The organism is Pseudomonas sp. PD9R (assembly GCF_019200975.1).
In the GTDB taxonomy this organism is placed as follows: Bacteria; Pseudomonadota; Gammaproteobacteria; order Pseudomonadales; family Pseudomonadaceae; genus Aquipseudomonas.
This window is the reverse complement of the sequence record NZ_JAHTMR010000012.1, coordinates 53,590-74,074: the sequence shown is the minus strand read 5'-3', so window position 1 is coordinate 74,074 and position 20,485 is coordinate 53,590. Positions and strand designations below refer to the sequence as shown.

Sequence of the window (20,485 nt, the reverse complement as noted above, 5' to 3'; positions counted from 1 at the left end):
TACAAATGACTGGTACAACTTTTGCTGTGTCGTGGTGCGTCAGCCGGCGTCGTTGCGCTGTTGCTGGGCATGATTCCAGTAAAACCTTAACTCAAACAATCAAAACCCGCGCCATTGTCCTGGCCGCGATTGGCTTTGACGAACCCTGTGCGCCAAAGCAGGTCGTCGGGAGTGATTTGTTCGATTCGACAAGTCACAACTTGGTGCATGGATCGCCCGCGCGAACTGCTTTGGTGCTTTTTTCAGCCTTAAGGTCTGCCAAATCCATGGAAAATCTGCAAAGCGCTGTGGACAGCCTGGTCCATAGTTCCAATACGTTGTTCATTTTGATCGGCGCAGTCATGGTATTGGCCATGCACGCCGGTTTTGCCTTTCTTGAAGTCGGGACGGTACGACAAAAAAACCAGGTCAACGCGCTGTCGAAGATTCTTAGCGACTTCGCCGTTTCAACCCTGGCTTACTTCTTTATAGGCTATTGGATTTCTTATGGCGTCACTTTCATGCAGCCGGCCGCCGTGATCAATGCCGATCACGGTTACGCGTTGGTGAAGTTTTTCTTTCTGCTGACCTTTGCTGCGGCAATCCCGGCAATCATTTCCGGAGGCATCGCCGAGCGTGCCCGGTTCGTCCCGCAGTTATGCGCGACAGCCTTGATCGTGGCGTTCATCTATCCCTTCTTCGAGGGCATGGTCTGGAATGGCAACTTTGGTTTGCAGGCCTGGTTGCTGGAGTACTTTGGCGCAAGCTTCCATGATTTTGCCGGCTCGGTGGTGGTCCATGCCATGGGCGGTTGGCTGGCGCTGGCGGCTGTGTTGTTGCTGGGGCCTCGCAACGGTCGTTATCGCGACGGGCGCCTGGTGGCGTTCGCACCGTCGAGCATTCCGTTTCTTGCGTTGGGGTCGTGGATCCTGATCGTCGGCTGGTTTGGGTTCAACGTGATGAGCGCGCAAACCTTGCAAGGCGTCAGCGGGCTGGTGGCGGTGAACTCGCTGATGGCCATGGTCGGTGGCACGATGGCCGCGCTGATAGTCGGGCGTAATGACCCGGGCTTCCTGCACAACGGTCCATTGGCGGGGCTGGTGGCGATTTGTGCGGGTTCCGACTTGATGCACCCGGTGGGCGCACTGGTCACCGGCGCAATCGCCGGGGCACTTTTTGTCTGGTGCTTTACCGCTGCACAAGGCAAATGGCATATCGACGATGTGCTGGGTGTATGGCCTTTGCATGGTCTGTGTGGCGTGTGGGGCGGGATCGCCTGCGGCGTTTTTGGCCAGAGCGCATTAGGCGGGCTGGGCGGGGTAAGCCTGATCAGTCAGTTGATCGGTACTGCGCTGGGGGTGGTCGTGGCCCTGACTGGTGGTTTTGCAGTGTATGGCGTAATCAAGGCACTCCATGGCCTGCGTTTGAGCCAGGAAGAAGAGTATTACGGTGCGGATTTGTCGCTGCACAAGATCGGCGCTGTCAGCCAGGACTGAGTTCCCGTGCAAGAAGTCAGAGTGGGGAACCCATGGCTCGACGGTTTTTCGGGTCGGGCCTAGAATGGTCACTTAATTTTTTAGGTTGAGCGCTCATGCTTCCTGAATGTCAGCTGTTCGGCACCCTCGGGTGCCATCTCTGTGAAGTGGCCGAAGCCATGTTGATGGAGTTTGTTGAGCGCGGCCTGCTGGTGGAGCTGGTGGATATCGCTGAAGACGAGACATGGTTTGCGGCTTACAGCCTGCGCATTCCGGTGCTGCGGCGGGTTGATACTGGCGCTGAGCTGGGCTGGCCATTTAATGCTGACGAAGTGGTTGCGTTCCTGCACTAAGCAGTTTTTTGCGATGACGATGTACCCGCCGGTCGAACGTTGCGATTGATCCCCTTGGCTTAACGGGTGCGATTCGGATACTGTATGCGCATACAGTTATCCGGATTGCCGCGCTGTCATCCCTGATTCAGGGTTGAACAGGCGAGTCCGGGCGTGAGAGGGATGAATCGTGGTCAATGTCGAACAATTGAAGAGCAGTGTGAACCGGATGTCGGCTGACGTGGTGCGCGAGGCTGTCCTCGAACTGCGTCTGGACGGACTGGTGACTGAAGGAAAAACCCCCTTCAACAAACTGCACTTCAATACCTGTTTCGCTGAAATCGAAGCCTTGTTTCAGCGGGCGGGCTATCACCGGCAATTGGACGTCGTGGGCTATCAGGGTTTGTTGTATGCACTCTATGACCCGGTGCGCTGGGAGGCGGTCGATGTTTTGCGCTGGCTCAAGGAGTACACCGAAGCGGCGGCGCGCAGCCAGATACCCGCTTGAGGATTCTCTGCTAGGTTCGTTCCCGCCGCTGTTGGATAATGCCGCTCTGCATTGAGGGTTAGAGCTTTCGTATGTCCACTACATCGTTTTCTGCTGCACACAACCAGGCCAGCACGCTCTACTTGCCGCCTGGCTCGTGGCAGACCGTACTCGACTGTCTGTGCGAGCACTTCAGTGCCATCGGTCGTGAACAATGGCTGGATCGAATCGCTCGCGGTCGTGTCCTCGACGGCCAGGGTGCTCCAATCGCCCTGGATCTTCCTTACAAGGAAGGTCTGCGGATTCACTATTTTCGAGAAGTGCCGGACGAAAAACCGATCCCGGTGATCGAGTCCATTCTTTACGCCGATGAACATCTGGTGGTGGCGGACAAGCCGCATTTTCTACCCGTGACGCCAGCGGGTGAATATGTGGAGCAAACCTTGCTCAGGCGGCTTATCCGTCGCCTGGATAATCCACACCTGGTGCCCTTGCATCGCATCGACCGGCATACCGCCGGGCTGGTGCTGTTTTCAGCCAATCCTCAGAGCCGTTCGGCGTATCAGTCGTTGTTTCCCGCACGGCAGATCGAAAAACGCTACGAGGCTATTGCCCGGGCATTGCCTGAACTGACTTTTCCCTTGATTCACAAGAGCCGACTCGTCGATGGCGAGCCTTTTTTCCGCATGCAGGAAGGGCCGGGTCTCAGCAACACCGAGACGGCTGTCGACGTCAGGGAAAAAAACGGTGATCTTTGGCGTTACGGACTTTACCCGGTGACCGGCAAGAAGCATCAGTTGCGGGTACACATGACGGCGTTGGGTGCGAGCATCTGCAATGACCCGTTTTATCCTCGGGTACTCAAGGCTGTAGAAGATGACTACGCCAATCCTCTGAAACTGCTGGCCCAGGGGCTGAAATTTGTGGATCCGGTAACGGGGCAGGAAAGAGAATTCGAGAGCACCATCACCCTGCAATGGTGATGATCAAGAGGCGTTTTATTCTGCAGGCGTTGCAAAAGAGATCGAATTTATGGGCAGGTCTATAGTCAGTTGATCAGGCCTCGCGAACGTGGCTTTCAACCTCGGCACAGTACCGAGTCTTTCCGTTCAAGGAGACACCCATGAAACGTACCGCTTTTGCTGGAATGTTCATTTGCGCTGCAATGTTGGCCTCTCCGGCATTCGCCGCAGACAACAATCTCTGCACTACCAAGCTTCAGGAACTCAAGGACAAAGTCACCAGTCTGCCGGCGACCTCTGAAAACACGACGATGGAGATCAAGCGGTTGATGGCGAGCGCTGAGGCATCCAAGAACGCCGGGGATGAGAAGAAATGCGTCACTGAAGCCACGCAAGCGTTGGCTCGCGCGGATAAACTGAACAACGAACCGAACCCGTAATGGCGCAAATGCCGTTTTGATTACTTCGGTTAAAAAAATGCCCCGACAGTCGGGGCATTTTTGTATCTGGTGATCGCCGCGCTGATTACAACTCTTTAACGGTACGCACTTGATCCTTGTTGATGCGGGTCTGTTTGCCATCCAGTTGTTCGAATTCGTAGAAACCCGAATCCTTGTCGTAGTTAGGCGTGTCGACGGCCTGGATTTCGCGACCGTCATTCAAGGTGATCACTGTAGGCGATGCGCAACCGGCGAGGGTAGCGAGGCCCAGTGCGAGCATGAAAGTGGCCAGGGTCCGTTGAGTCATGAGTGTGTCTCCGAAATAGAATTCTTTTGGTTACTGAGCTTGAGACGTATGCAGCGCGTGCAAGTTCCTTGGGTATATTCAGTCTGACACAGTGTGATGACTGCTTAACAGTTCCGGTGTGTTGAGGTTGGCCAGGCGTGGGTCGTTGTCGGGGCACTGCAACGCAGTAGCGCCCAGCTTGCGCATCAGGCGACCCGGGCTGCGTTCACCCTCGTTCCACGCGGTTTCGAAATCAGCACGTAGTGTCACGGGGATGACGCACAGTAACGGTTCCCAGTGTTCGTCATGGCGCAGCATCAACGGTCTGTCGGGATGCTGGTTGGCGGTTTCACGCATGCTGGTCAGCAAGGCTGCATCAATGCGCGGTACATCACACGGCAAGACCAGCAGATGCGAGTGGCGAGCCGCTTTCAGTCCCGCACGAATACCGGCCAATGGCCCGGGAAAGTCGCCTTCGTCGTCATGGACCAATTGGTCGGCGTAGGGCGCGTATTTTTCCAGGTTCCGGTTGCAGGAAATGATCAGATCATCGCTCAGCGGGCGCGTCTTGCGATGCAGGTGCGCAATCAGCGGTTCGCCATGCCAATCCAGCAGACCTTTGTCCTGGCCCCCCATGCGTTGGCCGCGACCGCCTGCCAGGAGCAGAATGGAACAGGGTGGCAACTGATTTGATGTCATGGCAGGTTTCCATTCGACAAGGGGGAGCGGCGAAAAAATGGGGCGCTGTGATATAACACCGGGCTGTTTCTCCTACAACTGGACGAGCCTATGAAAGCCAAGGCTGATGTACCTTTCGCGCCGCTCAACATCGCGGTGCTGACAGTCAGCGATACCCGTACCCTGGAAACTGACACCTCAGGTCAGGTCTTCGTCGACCGCTTGACGGCCGCAGGTCATAACCTGGCCTCCCGGGTGCTGCTCAAAGATGACCTCTACAAAATTCGCGCGCAAGTCGCCAACTGGATTGCCGACGATGTCGTGCAGGTGGTCCTGATCACCGGCGGCACCGGTTTCACCGGTCGTGATAGCACTCCGGAAGCGGTGAGCTGCCTGCTCGACAAACAAGTCGATGGTTTTGGCGAGCTGTTCCGGCAGATTTCGGTAGCGGACATTGGCACCTCTACGGTTCAGTCCCGTGCCTTGGCCGGGCTGGCCAACGGCACGCTGGTTTGCTGCTTGCCAGGCTCTACCAATGCGGTACGCACCGGTTGGGACGGCATTCTTGGCGAGCAACTGGATTCGCGCCATCGTCCCTGCAACTTCGTACCACATCTGAAACAGGCGGCACCCTGTGAATCCCGCGGGTAAGCCAGGCAAGTCCGGCAGTTTGATGCCGGTCGAGGTGGCGCTGGCACGTTTGTTGGAAATGGCTGACGCCTCAAGAATAGTTGACCGTGAGCGCTTGTCATTGGCGCAAGTTCAGGGCCGCGTACTGGCCGATGATCTGGTGTCGACGCTTGATCTGCCGCCGTGGCCCAACAGTGCCATGGATGGTTACGCCTTGCGCCTGGCCGACTGGACCGGAGAGCCTCTGGTTGTCAGTCAGAAGATTTTTGCCGGTCAGGCACCCGATCCCTTGCAGCCGGGTACCTGTGCACGAATCTTCACCGGGGCGCCTGTTCCGGCCGGTGCTGATTGCGTCGAGATGCAGGAAAACGCCGAGGTCCAGGCAGATGAGCGAGTACGTTTCACCGAAACCATGACCGCTGGACAAAACATCCGTCCACAAGGCCAGGAAACCACAGTCGGCGAATTGATTTTGCCAGCGGGCACGCGTCTGGGGCCGATCGAGCAGGGCCTGGCTGCCTCATTGGGCCGCGCCGAACTGGACGTGATTCGCAAGGTTCGTGTTGCCGTACTGTCTACCGGGGACGAATTGATTGAGCCGGGTCAGCCGTTGGGGCCAGGGCAGATCTATAACAGCAATCGTGTGTTGCTCTGCAGTTGGTTGCAGCGCTTGGGCTGTGAAGTAATCGATGCCGGTATCCTGCCGGATGACCTGATCACCACGCGTGCTCGCCTTGGCGAATTGAAAGACGTCGATCTGATTCTCTCGACTGGTGGCGTATCGGTGGGAGAGGCAGACTTTTTGGGCATTGCCTTGCGGGAAGAGGGTGAGTTGACGTTGTGGAAGCTCGCCATCAAACCGGGTAAACCGCTGACATTCGGGCATTTTCGCGGTGTGCCGGTCATCGGCTTGCCGGGTAATCCGGCGTCGACGCTGGTGACCTTTGCCTTGTTGACTCGCCCATATCTTTTGCGGCGTCAGGGCGTTAAAGACGTTGAGCCCCTGACCGTACAAGTGCAGGCAGGATTTGACTGGCCGAAAGCTGGCAATCGACGCGAGTATTTGCGCGGTCGCCTGGAACATGGTCGGGCAATCATCTACAAAAATCAGAGTTCAGGTGTACTTCGCAGCGCCGCGTGGGCCGATGGGTTGGTTGAAGTGCTGGAGGATCGCACGCTGGTTGCAGGTGACAGTGTGTATTTCATTCCGTTGAGTGAAGTCCTGGGCTGACGCCGTTGTAATCTTGCCACGCAAACCCGGTTGATCTAACCGGGTTTTGCGTTCATGGCAGATCAATGAGCCAGGAGCAGAGTCACGAGCTGATCGAACCTACTATTGGCGATCCAGCCGAGTAGTCCGAGCACTACCACCGTGCCACCCGCCGAATAGGCAAGTCTGTGCTTGATGGATTTGACATCGCTGCGAACTTCTTCCATGTCTCTTCGGATGTACTTGAGGTGGGTCTCCAGCTCAATGACGCGAGGTTCCATATCAACTTCTCCATTGGGTTTTGCGCTGTTGTTTATTTCAGCCTGTTGGTTGGCCCGATTCTCTGCGAGCGGTGCGACCGGAAACACCGGTAGCCTGAGGTCATGGCTTTGCATGGCACATCCTTGTGTTTGTCCTGCTGATCATTGAAAACCGTCGACACCAAAGTGTACCAATCACACTTTTTGGTCAATTGAGCCGATTCCTCACGTTTTGTAAGAAAAATCCCGCCGTGTAGGACTCAGCACTGCTGTCCTTGAATTAATTCAGTTTCCTGCGACTTTTATCCGGTGTAACGCGGTCAACATCTCCCATACGCCATTCAATACTGGGAGTGACAAAATGAGTGAACGCAAGGCGCTGGTGATTTTGCACGGCAAGCAGTCGCTCAATGAGGAGGTTCGCGCTGCCGTCGAAAGCAAGCGCAAACAGGGATGGGAGCTGGCTGTTCGAGTCACCTGGGAGGCCGGTGACGCACAGCGACTGGTGAATGAAGCGCTGGCGGCAGGTTATCGACAAATTGTCGCCGGTGGTGGCGACGGCACTTTGCGCGATATCGCCGAGGCCATGGCTGCGCAATCGACGCGGGCCAGTCTGGTGCTGATGCCTCTGGGAACCGCCAACGATTTTGCACGCGCTGCCGGAGTGCCTCTGGAGCCCGCCCTGGCATTGGATCTTCTGGACGTTACGCCGCGCGCTATCGATCTGGGGGAGGTCGACGGGCAGGTGTTTTTGAACATGGCCACAGGTGGTTTTGGCAGTCAGGTCACCGCCAATACTTCCGAAGACCTGAAAAAAATCCTCGGCGGTGCGGCTTATCTGTTCACCGGCCTGTCACGCTTCAGTGAATTGCACGCGGCTTATGGCGAATTGCATGGACCGGGTTTTCAGTGGAGTGGTGACCTGTTGGCCTTGGGCATCGGTAATGGCCGGCAGGCTGGCGGTGGTCATGTGCTGTGTCCGCAGGCACTGGCGGACGACGGGCTGCTCGATGTCAGTATTTTGCCGGCACCGCAGGAAGTGGTGGGCACCTTGAAAAACCTGCTGGCCGACGGCTTTGGCATCGACAACATGTTCGTGCGGGCACGCCTGCCATGGGTCGAGATCAAGGTTGCCGAGGGTCTCTGCATCAATCTTGATGGTGAACCGCTGGAAGGCAACAACCTGCGGTTCTCGGCGCGGCCGGCAGCGTTACTGGTGCATTTGCCTGAGCATTCGCCGTTGTTGAGCGTGACCGTCAATCGTCCAGGCTGATGATCTGCTCGCGCACAGCGAAAAGCACCAGACCTGCCACATCGTAAATCTGTAGCCGTTTCATAATCTGCGAGCGATGGGTTTCGACAGTCTTCACGCTCAGGCCCAGGCCATTGGCGATTTCCCGGGTGGATTTCCCACGAACGATCAAACGCAGGATTTCCAGCTGGCGGGCTGTCAGGTTGTGCGAGTCCGCGGACTCCGGCTGGTTTTTCTGGTTGCGGGTCAGTGCCTGGGTGATGACGGTATGGGCGATGGCCGGGCTCAGGTAGCGTTCGTTATTACGCAACGCTTCCAGCGCATGCTCCAGTTCGGTGGCCGTGGTGTCCTTGAGCAGATAGCCATGCGCACCCGACTCCAGCGCCTGCATGATGATTGCGGGGTCCGTGTGCATCGACAGGATCAGCACCTTGCTCTGCGGTCTGATCCGCTTGAGTTGCTGCATGGCTTCAAGTCCACCGGTCTGCTTCATGGAAATATCCAGCAGCACGATATCCGGGGACAGATGCTCGACCATCTCGAGCAATTGCGAGCCGTCGTTGGCCTCACCGATGACCGCGTAGCCAGGAAGGTCCAGCACCAAGGCACGCACGCCAGCCCTGATCAGTGAGTGGTCATCCACCAGGAGTAAGTTACAAGTCAATGGATAACCTTATCTGTACTGGCCCGTTCGAGCGCGCGCGGTGCCCAAGGGAAGAGGGCTTCGATTTGAGTGCCTTTGCCCGGTTCGCTGGTAACGGTCAATGTACCGCCTAATTGAGCAATCCGCTCCGACATGCCGGCCATTCCGCGTTGCCCCTCGCGACCAGGATCTGTCGCTGGCGCGAAACCTTGTCCGTCGTCGCTGATCAGCAGGGTCAGGCCTTGTGGCAAACGCTGGAGGCAGACCAGCAGGTTTTTCGCTTGGGCATGCCGCAGTATGTTGGTAACTGCTTCCTGAGTAATGCGGAAGGCGGCCACGGCCATTTCTTCCGGGATGCCAGTCAGGCGTTGATGGCATTCCAGGCTCCAGTGCACCGAAGTATTGGTCAACGTCTTGAGCAAGTGCGCGCGCAGGCTGGCTTCGAGCCCCAGGCTGGTCAATTGCCGGGGGTTGAGAATGGCCGAGACGTCGCGAACTTTGGCGAGGGTTTCGTCCAGCGTATCGCACAGCACCGAACATTGTTCCTGCAGCTCCTGTGGCATCCGGCGTTTGAGCCAGTCGCTTTGAAGTTTTGCCGCAGTCAGCAGCTGACCGATGTCGTCGTGCAGTTCCCGGCTGAGTCGGTGACGTTCAGTTTCCTGAACCTGGAGCAAACGGTCAGCCAGTTCTTGAGGTTGAAATTTGATCGATTTACGCGACAGGCGATATTGCACCCAGACGCAGCTCAGCGCAGCGATGTCGAGTACCAGCAAACTCAGCGGCAGACGAATGGACAGGCCATAGACCAGCAGGCTGCCAAGCGTCGAGCAGGCACACAGCAACAATGTGAACCGGCGAGCGTTCTCTCGGGAAGGTGGCCACATGGCGATTGACTTGAGACTGGCGTACATAGCGGATGGAGCCAATGGATGTTCGCTGCGGGCAGACCGGTCATGCAGGTTGACGGGCCTATGTTTTGTAGTATCAGGCATCGATTTCAACGGGGCGTACTTCTGAACAGGAAATCCAGCCTGGAACTTGATCGGACTAAAGCCGTCTGCAATCACGCTGCCATTATTTGACGCCAACTAATGGGCGGCATAATAGCACTTAAGATACCGTTGGTCGCGCTTGTGATATATGTCCAGAGAGTCAGGAAATTAGCCAGGTGGACGATAGTTCCACATTGGAAAAAATCTGCTTGTTGTCGCTGAAAAGAAGTCGATTGGCTATGGTTTTGGTCTTTTCATACCAGGCAAAACCCTAGTCCGCCCAAATCGTCTGTTGTCGAAAGGAAGAGTTATTTGTTTCGAGTTGTCGTTAATAGGTATGCAGTATTCAATTGCGACGTATGTTGGCTCAACTTATTGAGTTAACAGAGCAATAAGATTCGCAGCATGAAACGGCTTTTGTCGCTTTAAGCCTGCCGCTCCGCATAGGAAACGAGTGTGAACGGTTTAGTACTAACCGGAGGTCGAAACTGACTTTGGCCAACCTGAAAGGCAAACGCTTCGATCAGGGTGGTCTGCTCACTTTCATCAAGGCTGAGCTGGCCGGTTTGCTGGTCGATGAGCTCAAGCTGCCAGGCGATCAATGTCAGGCAATTCTTCAGCGCGCTCAAGGCTTCGTTGTGCAGATCCATGTGACCCTGCGCATGGTTGAGCAAGCCATGTATGTGCAGCGAAAACTCCGAAACAGCGGCCAGGGCGAGGGCATCTGCCTTGTTAGCCAGTTTGAGGAGAGTGCTGAGCATGCAATCGATGGCGTCCTTGTCATTGCTGATCAATTGCAAATGACTCAGGCATTCCTCGGTTTTTGCCAGGAGGGTTTCAGCTTCGACGAGAAACTCCGGGACACGCTTTGCCCACTCGGTACGATTGTTCGGCATGCTTATCTCCACAACGTCATGACTAATGAGGGGATGTCGTGCGTGTCGACGTGGACGATCAGCGTCCCGACGTAACCATTTCGTCGTGAGATCGCAGCCCTACCGGCTTGTATACAGGTTGGGGAGTTTGAGAGGGCGGCTGGCCACTTACCTGCGATCGCACACAAAAGCCTGACTCCATTCATGCAATGAGAATGGCGTCACATTAATGGCTATTGGATATTGCGAATATCAGGTTGTACCTGATTGTTGCTAGGGGAATCCCTTATGTTGCGGAACCTAACGCGCAAACTGTGGTCGCGCCGAAGAAGTGTAGCAGGTGAAATCACAACGCCAGTAAAGCATGATGTTAATGTGACATCAATGTTTTGGGGTGGCATTTTACAAGGGGTCAAGCTACAGCCAAAACAGCCGATAACCCTCTATTAGTGAATTCATCAGAACAAGACCAGGAGTCATTGAATGGCCGGCATTCTCGATACGGTAGACCAACGTACGCAATTGGTAGGTGAGAATCGCCTGGAAATTCTTATGTTCCGGCTCGCCGGACGGCAATTGTTTGCGATCAACGTCTTTAAAGTGCAAGAAGTCCTGCAACTGCCGAAGCTGACCTTGATGCCCCAGCGCCATCCGTTCGTATGCGGTGTGGTCAACCTGCGTGGCCAGACCCTGCCGGTGATCGATTTATCCCAGGCCATCGGTATGCGCCCACTGATTCCGGGTCCGAACAGTACGATCATTGTCACCGAGTACAACCGTTCGGTGCAGGCGTTCCTGGTGGGTGGCGTGGACCGCATCGTCAACATGAACTGGGAAGCGATTCTGCCGCCGCCGGCCAGCGCCGGTCGCCAGCATTACCTGACGGCCATCAGCAAGGTCGACGATCAGTTGGTTGAAATCATCGACGTGGAAAAAGTCCTGGCCGAAATTGTCCCGTACAACGCCAAGGTGTCCCGCGACAAACTGGACGACCCGGTGCTGGAACGCGCCCGAGGCCGTGAAGTGCTGCTGGTGGATGATTCGAATGTGGCCCTGGCCCAACTGCGCGACACCCTCGGGCAGTTGGGCGTCAAGATGCACATTGCCAGCGACGGCTTGAAGGCACTGAACATGCTCAAGGCCTGGGCCGATACCGGAGTCAACATGACCGATAAACTGCTGATGATCTTTACCGACGCAGAAATGCCGGAAATGGATGGGTATCGCCTGACCACCGAAATCCGTAACGACCCGCGTCTGCGTGGCCTGTATGTGGTGCTGCACACGTCCTTGTCCGGCAGCTTCAACGACTCGATGGTGAAGAAGGTCGGCTGCGACAACTTCCTGTCCAAGTTCCAGCCGGACAAACTCGTTGATGTGGTGCGCCAGCGCTTGATGCTCGACGCCGTGCCGGCCTGATTACAAGCGGCAAAGCAACATCAAAAGATCGCAGCCTGCGGCAGCTCCTACAGTGATCGAATTTCTATGTAGGAGTTGCCGCAGACTGCGATCTTTTGATTTTCACCAACCTTTGATTCAGCGACCCAGCTCGTATAGGGTGACCTTTTTTGCCCACCAGGGAGCCGTGGCCATGCTGCGTCTGAGCGCGCTTTATCGTTATCCATTGAAATCCGGCAAGGGCGAAATCTTGCAGCAGGTCAGCCTGGACAAGCTGGGGCTGGACGGAGATCGACGCTGGATGCTCGTGGATGAAGCCAGTGGACGTTTCCTGACCCAGCGTGCGGTGGCGCGAATGAGCCAGTTGTCGGCGCTGTGGAATGCCGAAGGCGGCTTGACCCTCAGTGCCCCCGGCCATTCACCGATTGATATCGCCCTGCCTTCCAGCGCCGCCGAACTGCGCGGTGTGACCATCTGGCGTGACACGTTGCGCGTACCTGATGCCGGTGACGCGGCGGGTGCCTGGGTCAGTGAGTTCATCGGTAAACCGACGCGGCTGGTGCAGGTTCCACTTGATCGCGCGCGGATGACAGAGGCCGGCTACGGCAAGGACGACGATCAAGTGGCGTTCGCCGATGGCTATCCGTTGCTGCTGATTGGTCAGGCGTCGCTGGAAGACTTGTCGCAGAAGGTTGGACGTTCGCTGGAGATGCTGCGTTTTCGGCCGAATCTGGTGATCGAAGGCAGCGATGCGTATGCCGAGGACAGCTGGAAGCGCATTCGCATCGGCGATGTCGAGTTCCGGGTGGTCAAGTCGTGCTCGCGCTGCATTTTGACCACCATCGACCCGCAAACCGGTGAGCGCAACGAGGATCGCGAACCATTGGCCACTTTGCAGAAATACCGTTCAGAAGCGGATGGCGCGATGTTCGGCCAGAACCTGGTCAATGACGGCAACGGTCGACTTGAAGTCGGTATGCCGGTAACCGTCCTCGAATAAGCGCCCTGGAAATAAAAATGCCCGTGTCGAAAAACACGGGCATTTTTTTGCGCTGTGAAAACCTCGGGTTTAGCCGCGGTATTCGCACAGGTAAGCGGTGTCGACGGCGACTTTCAGCTGGAACTTGCTGTTGGCAGGCACGTTGAACTGGCTGCCGGCGGCGAAGGTTTCCCAGTCGTTGCTGTCTGGCAGCTTGACGGTCAGGGCGCCGGACACCACGTGCATGATTTCGCGCTGGCTGGTGCCGAATTCGTATTCGCCCGGAGCCATGACGCCGATGGTCGCCGGACCTTCAGCGGTGCCAAAGGCGATCGACTTGACGGTGCCGTCGAAGTACTCGTTGACTTTAAACATGGGCGATTCCTCGAAAAGGGCTAAAAAGGGCCGGCCAGTATGCACAAGGCCCAAGGCCTAGTCACCTCTCTAAAGTGGAAGAACCAGTGGCAACAGCCGCGCAGTATTGCGCGCATCTTCCAGCGCCCGGTGCTGTTGGCCGGAGAACTGCAAACCCGCCAGTTGCAGGGCACCATTAAGCCCCAGTGGGCGTTCCAGGCGCCGGGCCTTGGCAAAGCGCTGTTTGAGGTTCATGTGCGGAACGCGAGCCAGAATGCTGTCGAGTTGCAGGCGTTGCCATTCCTGAAGCAGCTGTTTGCGATCGTAATCGCCCCAACTGACCCAGCCTTCGAGGCGCGTGTGATGATGGCCGAGCCAGCGTTCGAACGACGCCCATACCTCGCCCAAGGGCTGTGCAGCATCGATATTGGCCTGAGTGATGTGCGTCAGTTCCCGGCAAAACGGGGTTAGCAAAGGACGCCTCGACGGTCGGACGAAGCGCTGGAAGTGATCCAGTTCACGGCCCTTGCGGTCCACAAGGGTGGCACCGATTTCGATGATTTCCATTTCCGTAATAGGCCAGCCACCCTCGTCGGTGGTGGCTTCCAGATCAATGACCAGCCAGTGAGGCATTGCAGGGTTCCTGGTATCCGCGTCCTGATAGGGCTTGAGCGTAGCCAAACCCGGCGGATCCGCCTAGCGGCTTATTCGACCTCCAACAGAATCTGACGGTTTTTCACCTGATCGCCGACCCGCACCTGCAAGCGCTTGAGCACACCGTCGATGCCCGACTTGAGTGGATGCTCCATTTTCATGGCCTCCAGCACCACCAGCAATTGGCCTTTGCTGACCACGCTGCCCTCACTGACCAGCACATCGACAATCGCGCCATCCATCGGCGCCTTGAGCGTGCCGGAGCTAATGCTGACCTGACTGCTGACCAAGGCCTGTGTCCGGTCGGTCAATCGCAGGCTGCCCGGACGGGTGAACAGGCAGAGTTGCCCTGCCTCCAGTCGATAGGCGTGGCGTGTGCGGACGCCATCGATGACCAACGTGGCCCAGTGGCCGTCGCATTCGATGATTTTCAGTTCGAGGCTGCGGCTGGCGATTTGAATTCGATAAACCTCGCCCGGCATGGCATTCAGCTCCACCGACCACGCCTGATCCTCAAGACCGAGGCGATAGTGCAGCGGCACACTGGCGTTGTTGCGCCAACCGGCCAGTGACGCGGGATGAACTTGCGCCGAGGCCTGATAGAACAGGGCAGCGGCTATCGCCAGCTCTGCGTCGCTGGGTACCTGCGGACGCAGACAGGAATGGTCAGCGAAATTCCGAGGGATGAACCCGGTGCTGAATTCGCCGCTGATGAATTGTGGATGATCCAGCAGATTCGCGAGCACGCGCTGGTTGCTCTGTACGCCCAGCAACACACTGTCCTGCACCGCTCGCAGTAGCTTGCGCCGGGCTTCTTCGCGGGTGGCGCCATGGGCGATGAGTTTGCCCAGCAACGGGTCGTAGAACGGGCTGATGCTCTGGCCCTCGATCAGGCCATGGTCGATGCGCACGCCACTCTGCGTGGCTGGTTCCCAGGCTGTGATGCGCCCGGTTTGTGGCAGAAAATCGCGGGCCGGATCTTCGGCATACAGGCGCACTTCCATGGCGTGGCCATTGAGTTGCACCTGCTCCTGACGCAACGGTAGAGGTTGTCCTTCGGCCACGGCCAGTTGCCAGGCCACCAGATCCAGCCCGGTGATCAGCTCGGTCACCGGGTGCTCCACTTGCAGGCGGGTATTCATCTCCAGGAAGTAAAACTGCCCGCGTGCATCAAGGAGGAACTCAACGGTGCCGGCGCCGACATAATTCACTGCGCGCCCGGCCTTGAGCGCCGCTTCGCCCATGGCTTGGCGCAACTCGACGGTCATCACCGGGCAGGGCGCTTCCTCGATGACTTTCTGGTGACGACGCTGGATCGAACAGTCGCGCTCGCCGAGGTAAATCAGATTGCCGTGCTGGTCGCCAAACAGCTGGACCTCGACATGGCGCGGGTCGATCAACGCCTGTTCGAGGATCAGTTCGTCGCTGCCAAAACCGTGCAGGGCTTCCGAGCGTGCCGTGCGGATCTGCGCCAGCAGGTCGCTGGCCGTGTGTACAAGGCGCATGCCGCGTCCACCACCACCGGCGCTGGCCTTGATCATCAACGGATAGCCGATGCGTTCGGCTTCGCGAGTCAGGGTCACGTCGTCCTGCTCGGCGCCTTGATAGCCCAGGATGCACGGTACTCCAGCCGCGATCATGGCGATTTTCGACAGACGTTTGCTGCCCATCAGTTCAATGGCTTCGGGGCTGGGGCCGATGAAGGTGATACCGGCGTGCTGACAGGCGAGGGCGAAGCCCGGGTTTTCCGAGAGAAAACCGTAACCCGGATGGATCGCATCCGCGCCTGTGCGGCGGGCTGCGTCGATAATTGCCGGGATGTTCAGATAAGACTGTTGCACCGGTGCCGGGCCAATGTGAACGGCCTCATCGGCCATGTGTACATGTAGTGCATCGGCGTCGGCATCGCTGAATACGGCGACAGTACGGTAGCCCAAGGCCTGGGCGGTGCGCTGGATGCGGCAGGCGATTTCGCCACGATTGGCGATCAGGATTTTGCTGAATCCGGGCATGGGTTTTTCCCTTGGGTTTTGCGGTGAATGTGATGGCCTCTTCGCGGGCAAGCCTCGCTTCTGCAGAGAATCACTCGACCTGGAGGAGCGAGGTTTGCCCGCGAATCTCTTAAGGGGCCCACCCTGGTTTACGCTTTTGCACAAACGCCATGGTGCCTTCGACGCCTTCAGCACCAGTCACCGCTTCGCTGAACCACTCGGCCGCTTGATCCAGCAGTTCACCCGAAGGCTGGACGGTACTCGCCAACAACAGCTTTTTGGTTGCCGCATTTGCCCCCGGCGCACAACACAGCACATGGGCCAATACTTCATCGAGGCGTTCAGCCAGAGCCTGCGGGTCATGCTCAACAAAATGCACCAGCCCCATCCGTCGTGCCTGGGTGCCGTCGAGCCGCGCCGCCGTCAGGGCCAGTCTTCGGGCCTGGGTCAGGCCGATGCGCTGCACCACGAACGGCGCAATCTGCGCCGGCAACAGGCCGAGGCTGGTTTCCGGCAAGCCGAATTGCGCTTGATGGTCGGCCATCGCGATGTCGCTGACACACGCCAGGCCAAAACCACCGCCGAGCACCGCGCCTTGCAGCACCGTGATCACCACTTGCGGGGCATGTTGGGTTTCTTCGAGCAAGGCACCGAACGCGCGGTTCAACTCACGGTAAGCCGTTGCACCTTGAGCCCGAGCACCGGCCATATCCTTGATGTCACCTCCGGCGCAAAAGTGCCCACCGGCACCGCCGATGACCAACGCCCGAGTCGCCCGGTCATCACGCACCGCCGCCAGTACCGCGCGAAGTTCACTGACCATCTGCAAACTCATGGCGTTGCGACTTTCCGGCCGATTGAGGGTGATGTGCAGCACGCCGTTATGCGGTTCGAGCAACAAGGTCTGGCACACCGGCAGGCTGCTCATTTCTTTTTCCCCGGCAGGATGCCCATGAGTTTGCAGATGATCCCCAGCATGATTTCGTCGGCGCCGCCGCCAATCGACACCAGCCGTACATCGCGGTAGGCGCGGGCCACCGGGTTGTCCCACATGAAACCCATGCCGCCCCAATATTGCAGGCAACTGTCACTGACCTCGCGACCCAATCGGCCGGCCTTGAGCTTGGCCATCGACGCCAGGCGGGTGACATCCTGACCTCTGACGTATTGCTCGGTGGCCTGGTAGACCAGCGCCCGCAGGCATTCGATTTCGGTTTGCAATTCGGCCAGGCGAAAGTGAATGACCTGGTTGTCGATCAATGCACTGCCGAAGGTTTTGCGTTCCTTGCAGTACTCGATCGTGCTGTCGACGCAGTTCTCCAGCCCTTTGATCATGTTTGCCGCGCCGAACAGGCGTTCCTCCTGGAATTGCAGCATCTGCATCATGAACCCGGCGCCTTCATGGCCGATGCGGTTGCGTTGCGGCACGCGCACGTTATCGAAAAACACCTGGGCGGTTTCCGAACTGCGCATGCCGAGTTTGTCCAGGTGCGAACTGAGGCTGATGCCCGGCGTGTTCATCGGCACCATGATCAGCGACTTGTTGATGTGCGGTTTGTCGTCCGAGGTGTTGGCCAGCAGGCAAATGAAATCGGCGCTCGGCGAGTTGGTGATCCACATCTTGCTGCCGTTGATCACGTAGTCGTCGCCGTCCTTGCGCGCGCGGGTCTTCAAACCGGCGACGTCGGAACCGGCACCGACTTCGGAAACCCCGATGCAACCGACCTGTTCGCCGGTGATCGCCGGGCGCAGGAATTCGTCGCGCAATTCATCGGAGCCAAAACGCGCCAGGGCCGGGGTGCACATGTCGGTCTGCACGCCGATCGACATCGGGATGCCGCCGCAATGAATGGTGCCGAACTCTTCGGCGGCGACGATCGAGTAGCTGTAATCGAGCCCCATGCCGCCGAATTTTTCCGGTTTGGAAATCCCCAGCAGGCCAAGGTCGCCGGCCTTGCGGAAGACCTCGTGGATCGGAAAGCGTCCGGCCTTTTCCCACTCCTCGACGTGCGGATTGATCTCGTGATCGACGAATTGGCGGACGGTGCGGCGCAGTGCTTCATGTTCCTGGGTGAAGATCATTTTTTATTATTCTCCTGATCGCCCTTAGAAGCGGGCGGCACCAAAACTGTTGGCTTGCAAAAGCCGCACCTCGGCCTCGTGACAGATGTCCAGCAGGTAACCGAGCAAGGTCCGGGTATCGCGCGGATCAATCAACCCGTCGTCCCACAGATTGGCACTGCCGTAAAGCGCCGTGGACTGGCTGTCGAGTTTCTGCGCGGTGACCTGTTCCAGCATGTCGAGCATTTTCGGGTCAGGCACCAGGCCGTCCTTGGCCTGCTTCGCCTCGGTAACGATCCGCAGCACCTTACCGGCTTGCGCGCCGCCCATCACGGCGGTGCGGCTGTTGGGCCAGGCGAAGATGAAGCGCGGGTCGAGACCACGGCCACACATCGCGTAGTTGCCGGCGCCATAGGAGCCGCCGACGACGATGGTCAATTTCGGTACTCGGGCGTTGGCCACCGCTTGAATCATTTTGGCGCCGTGCTTGATCACCCCTTGCTGCTCCGACTCGGTGCCAACCATGAACCCGGTGGTGTTGTGGAAAAACAGCAGCGGCGTCTGGCTCTGGTCGCACAGCTGAATGAACTGCGCAGCCTTGCTCGCACCTTTGGGGGTTATCGGGCCGTTGTTGCCGATGAAGCCACAGGCGCGGCCCTGGATTTTCAGGTGACCGCAGACGGTTTGCTGGTCGAACTCGGATTTGAATTCAAGGAAGTTCGAGCCGTCGGCAATGCGCGCGATGATTTCGCGCACGTCGTAGGGCTTTTTCGGATCGTCCGGGATCAGGCCCAACAGTTCATCGATGGGGTAGAGCGGTTCTTCCCGGTGGCGGTCGGGGCGCGGGGGCAGTTGTTCGTTCCACGGCAGCAGGCTGACGATTTCGCGTACCTTACGCACGCCGTCGGCATCGTTTTCGGCCAGGTATTCGGCGGTGCCGGCAGTTTGCGCGTGCATTTCGGCGCCGCCCAGCTCTTCGTCGGTGGCGACTTCACCGGTTGCTGCTTTTAACAGCGGGGGACCGGCGAGAAACAACTTGGCCTTGCCGCGCACCACCACCACGTAGTCCGACAGCCCCGGTTGATAAGCGCCGCCCGCGGTTGCCGAGCCGTGGACCACGGTGATCTGCGGCAGGCCCATGGCCGACATCCGCGCCTGGTTGGCAAAACTGCGCGCACCTTCGACGAAAATGTCGGCTGCGTAATTGAGGTTGGCGCCACCGCTTTCAGCCAGCGTGATCACCGGCAGTTTGTTTTCCATGGCGATCTGTTGCAGGCGCAGGGATTTTTTCAAGCCACTGGGGGAAATGGTCCCGCCCTTGATCGCACTGTTGTTCGCCACTACCAGCACTCGCACGCCGGACACGTAACCGATCCCGGCGATCAAGCCGCCACCGGCCGAGTTGCCATCCTTGTCGTCGTGCAATTTGTACCCGGCCAGGCTGGCCAGTTCGAGGAACGGTGCGCCGGGGTCCAGCAGCAAATTGAGGCGCTCGCGGGGCAGCAGTTGACCACGCTTGTCGAACTTGGGTTTGGCTTCGGCGGCCTTGTTCAACAGATTCTGTTCGAGCTGGCGGACCTGTTCGATACCCACCAGCATCGCCGCGCGATTTTGTGCGAATGCTTGGCTGTGGGGATCGAGTTGCGACTGAATCACCGGCATGGGTTATTCCTTATCCTTGAGGACATCCGGCAAGTACGCACGATGAAAGCCGTTGTACGACTCACTGTTGGTCGCCTTGTGAATCGGCCACGCACGCCCGCCGAGACTGGCGGCGCCATCGATGCGCAAGGTGCTGCCGCTGACAAACGCCGCTGCCGGGCTGAGCAGGAACACAATCGCCGCGCTGACTTCCGATTCGGTGCCGATGCGCTTGAGCGGTACGTGTTCGCGCAAGGTCGGAATCACTGCCTTGAACGCGCCTTCGTAAGTGTCCATGCCGCTGGAGGCGATCCAGCCTGGTGCTACGGCGTTGACCCGCACCCCGGCGTAACCCCACTCGAACGCGGCGGTTTTGGTCAGGTTGTCCATCCCTGAACGTGCCGCGCCAGAGTGGCCCATGCCGGGCATGCCGCCCCACATATCGGCGAGCATGTTGACGATGGCACCGCCGTGCTTGCTCATGGACTGGTTGAACACTTCCCGGGCCATCAGAAAGCCGCCGACAAGATTGGTGCGCATCACGGTTTCGAAGCCCTTCTGATTGATCGAGGCCAGGGGCGACGGGTATTGCCCGCCGGCATTGTTGACCAGACCGTGAATCGGCCCGTGCTTGCGGATCAGCTCGCTGACCAGATGTGACACCGCTTCTTCTTCGCGAATATCGCAGGTGCTCCAGTCCGCCATGCCGCCGTCTTCGGCAATTTCGGCGGCGACTGCTTTGAGCTTGTCGGCCTTGCGCCCCACCAGCAGCACATGGGCGCCGAGGGCCGCCAGTTCGTGCGCGGTGCAGCGCCCGATGCCACTGCCGCCTCCGGTGACGATGATGGTTTGCCCTGCAAACAGGTCGGCTTTGAAAATCGAATCGTAGGCCATGGCGGCAGTCCC

The 20,485-nt window shown here is 58.1% G+C and carries 23 protein-coding genes; 10 read left to right on the top strand and 13 right to left on the bottom strand.

What is annotated here, in order from left to right:
* Positions 1 to 266 precede the first annotated feature (266 nt).
* The 5 genes from KUF73_RS21680 (at position 267) to KUF73_RS21660 (ending at position 3,675) form a co-directional block, all read left to right on the top strand.
* Complete coding sequence (locus KUF73_RS21680) at positions 267 to 1,475, top strand: ammonium transporter (protein ID WP_218440073.1); 1,209 nt, start codon at positions 267 to 269, stop codon at positions 1,473 to 1,475.
* A 95-nt stretch (positions 1,476 to 1,570) separates the two neighbouring features.
* The gene (locus tag KUF73_RS21675) at positions 1,571 to 1,807 is read left to right on the top strand and encodes a glutaredoxin family protein (protein ID WP_218440072.1); all 237 of its coding nucleotides are present in this window, start codon (positions 1,571 to 1,573) and stop codon (positions 1,805 to 1,807) included.
* A 169-nt stretch (positions 1,808 to 1,976) separates the two neighbouring features.
* Entirely contained in the window at positions 1,977 to 2,294 is a 318-nt protein-coding gene (locus KUF73_RS21670) for a transcriptional regulator (RefSeq protein ID WP_218440071.1), read from the top strand.
* Positions 2,295 to 2,365: 71 nt separating this feature from the next.
* Entirely contained in the window at positions 2,366 to 3,256 is an 891-nt protein-coding gene (locus KUF73_RS21665) for a pseudouridine synthase (protein WP_218440070.1), read from the top strand.
* Between the two features lie 140 nt (positions 3,257 to 3,396).
* Positions 3,397 to 3,675: a hypothetical protein gene (locus KUF73_RS21660; RefSeq protein WP_218440069.1), complete on the top strand. Its 279-nt coding sequence runs from the start codon at positions 3,397 to 3,399 to the stop codon at positions 3,673 to 3,675.
* 85 nt (positions 3,676 to 3,760) lie between these two features.
* Here the strand turns inward: KUF73_RS21660 and KUF73_RS21655 are convergent, their stop codons facing one another.
* Both KUF73_RS21655 and mobA read right to left on the bottom strand, forming a co-directional pair.
* On the bottom strand, positions 3,761 to 3,982 hold the full coding sequence (locus KUF73_RS21655; protein ID WP_008055112.1) for a YgdI/YgdR family lipoprotein: 222 nt from the start codon (positions 3,980 to 3,982) through the stop codon (positions 3,761 to 3,763).
* Positions 3,983 to 4,060: 78 nt separating this feature from the next.
* Entirely contained in the window at positions 4,061 to 4,660 is a 600-nt protein-coding gene (gene mobA, locus KUF73_RS21650) for a molybdenum cofactor guanylyltransferase MobA (protein WP_218440068.1), read from the bottom strand.
* 90 nt (positions 4,661 to 4,750) lie between these two features.
* Here mobA and moaB point away from each other — a divergent pair, with 90 nt between their 5' ends.
* Entirely contained in the window at positions 4,751 to 5,290 is a 540-nt protein-coding gene (moaB, locus tag KUF73_RS21645) for a molybdenum cofactor biosynthesis protein B (RefSeq protein WP_218440067.1), read from the top strand.
* Positions 5,274 to 6,500 carry a gephyrin-like molybdotransferase Glp gene (glp, locus tag KUF73_RS21640; RefSeq protein ID WP_218440066.1) on the top strand — a complete coding sequence of 409 codons (1,227 nt, stop codon included), beginning with the start codon at positions 5,274 to 5,276 and terminating at the stop codon, positions 6,498 to 6,500. Before moaB ends, glp begins: the two co-directional genes overlap by 17 nt.
* Before the next feature lie 62 nt (positions 6,501 to 6,562).
* Here glp and KUF73_RS21635 read toward each other — a convergent pair whose 3' ends face one another.
* Positions 6,563 to 6,874: a hypothetical protein gene (locus tag KUF73_RS21635; RefSeq protein ID WP_218440065.1), complete on the bottom strand. Its 312-nt coding sequence runs from the start codon at positions 6,872 to 6,874 to the stop codon at positions 6,563 to 6,565.
* A gap of 226 nt (positions 6,875 to 7,100) precedes the next feature.
* Between KUF73_RS21635 and yegS the strand changes: the two genes are divergently transcribed.
* On the top strand, positions 7,101 to 8,012 hold the full coding sequence (yegS, locus tag KUF73_RS21630) for a lipid kinase YegS (protein ID WP_218440064.1): 912 nt from the start codon (positions 7,101 to 7,103) through the stop codon (positions 8,010 to 8,012).
* On the opposite strand, the gene KUF73_RS21625 is transcribed toward yegS, so the two are convergent.
* The 3 genes from KUF73_RS21625 to KUF73_RS21615 all read right to left on the bottom strand — a co-directional run bounded on the left by KUF73_RS21625 (position 7,996) and on the right by KUF73_RS21615 (position 10,522).
* Complete coding sequence (locus KUF73_RS21625) at positions 7,996 to 8,655, bottom strand: response regulator transcription factor (RefSeq protein ID WP_218440063.1); 660 nt, start codon at positions 8,653 to 8,655, stop codon at positions 7,996 to 7,998. The genes yegS and KUF73_RS21625 overlap by 17 nt on opposite strands.
* Complete coding sequence (locus tag KUF73_RS21620) at positions 8,652 to 9,545, bottom strand: sensor histidine kinase (protein ID WP_218440212.1); 894 nt, start codon at positions 9,543 to 9,545, stop codon at positions 8,652 to 8,654. The genes KUF73_RS21625 and KUF73_RS21620 overlap by 4 nt, the downstream gene beginning before the upstream one ends.
* Positions 9,546 to 10,051: 506 nt before the next feature.
* Positions 10,052 to 10,522, bottom strand: a complete 471-nt coding sequence (locus tag KUF73_RS21615; RefSeq protein WP_218440062.1) for a hypothetical protein — start codon at positions 10,520 to 10,522, stop codon at positions 10,052 to 10,054.
* A 462-nt stretch (positions 10,523 to 10,984) separates the two neighbouring features.
* Between KUF73_RS21615 and KUF73_RS21610 the strand changes: the two genes are divergently transcribed.
* On the top strand, positions 10,985 to 11,920 hold the full coding sequence (locus KUF73_RS21610; RefSeq protein ID WP_218440061.1) for a chemotaxis protein CheV: 936 nt from the start codon (positions 10,985 to 10,987) through the stop codon (positions 11,918 to 11,920).
* A gap of 172 nt (positions 11,921 to 12,092) precedes the next feature.
* A complete protein-coding gene (locus KUF73_RS21605; protein ID WP_218440060.1) occupies positions 12,093 to 12,899 on the top strand; it encodes an MOSC domain-containing protein in 807 nt (268 codons plus the stop codon).
* A gap of 69 nt (positions 12,900 to 12,968) precedes the next feature.
* Here KUF73_RS21605 and KUF73_RS21600 read toward each other — a convergent pair whose 3' ends face one another.
* The 7 genes from KUF73_RS21600 to KUF73_RS21570 all read right to left on the bottom strand — a co-directional run bounded on the left by KUF73_RS21600 (position 12,969) and on the right by KUF73_RS21570 (position 20,473).
* Positions 12,969 to 13,253, bottom strand: coding sequence for a pyrimidine/purine nucleoside phosphorylase (locus KUF73_RS21600; RefSeq protein WP_007973461.1), 285 nt, complete (start codon positions 13,251 to 13,253; stop codon positions 12,969 to 12,971).
* Between the two features lie 69 nt (positions 13,254 to 13,322).
* Positions 13,323 to 13,865 (bottom strand): exonuclease domain-containing protein, encoded by a 543-nt coding sequence (locus KUF73_RS21595; protein ID WP_218440059.1) that lies wholly within the window; start codon positions 13,863 to 13,865, stop codon positions 13,323 to 13,325.
* A 71-nt stretch (positions 13,866 to 13,936) separates the two neighbouring features.
* A complete protein-coding gene (locus KUF73_RS21590) occupies positions 13,937 to 15,898 on the bottom strand; it encodes an acetyl/propionyl/methylcrotonyl-CoA carboxylase subunit alpha (RefSeq protein WP_218440058.1) in 1,962 nt (653 codons plus the stop codon).
* A gap of 109 nt (positions 15,899 to 16,007) precedes the next feature.
* Positions 16,008 to 16,805, bottom strand: coding sequence for an enoyl-CoA hydratase/isomerase family protein (locus KUF73_RS21585; RefSeq protein WP_218440057.1), 798 nt, complete (start codon positions 16,803 to 16,805; stop codon positions 16,008 to 16,010).
* Positions 16,802 to 17,959, bottom strand: a complete 1,158-nt coding sequence (atuD, locus tag KUF73_RS21580; protein WP_218440056.1) for a citronellyl-CoA dehydrogenase — start codon at positions 17,957 to 17,959, stop codon at positions 16,802 to 16,804. Before atuD ends, KUF73_RS21585 begins: the two co-directional genes overlap by 4 nt.
* 24 nt (positions 17,960 to 17,983) lie before the next feature.
* Entirely contained in the window at positions 17,984 to 19,600 is a 1,617-nt protein-coding gene (gene atuC / locus KUF73_RS21575) for a geranyl-CoA carboxylase subunit beta (protein ID WP_218440055.1), read from the bottom strand.
* Between the two features lie 3 nt (positions 19,601 to 19,603).
* Positions 19,604 to 20,473 carry an SDR family oxidoreductase gene (locus KUF73_RS21570; protein ID WP_218440054.1) on the bottom strand — a complete coding sequence of 290 codons (870 nt, stop codon included), beginning with the start codon at positions 20,471 to 20,473 and terminating at the stop codon, positions 19,604 to 19,606.
* Positions 20,474 to 20,485: the final 12 nt, after the last annotated feature.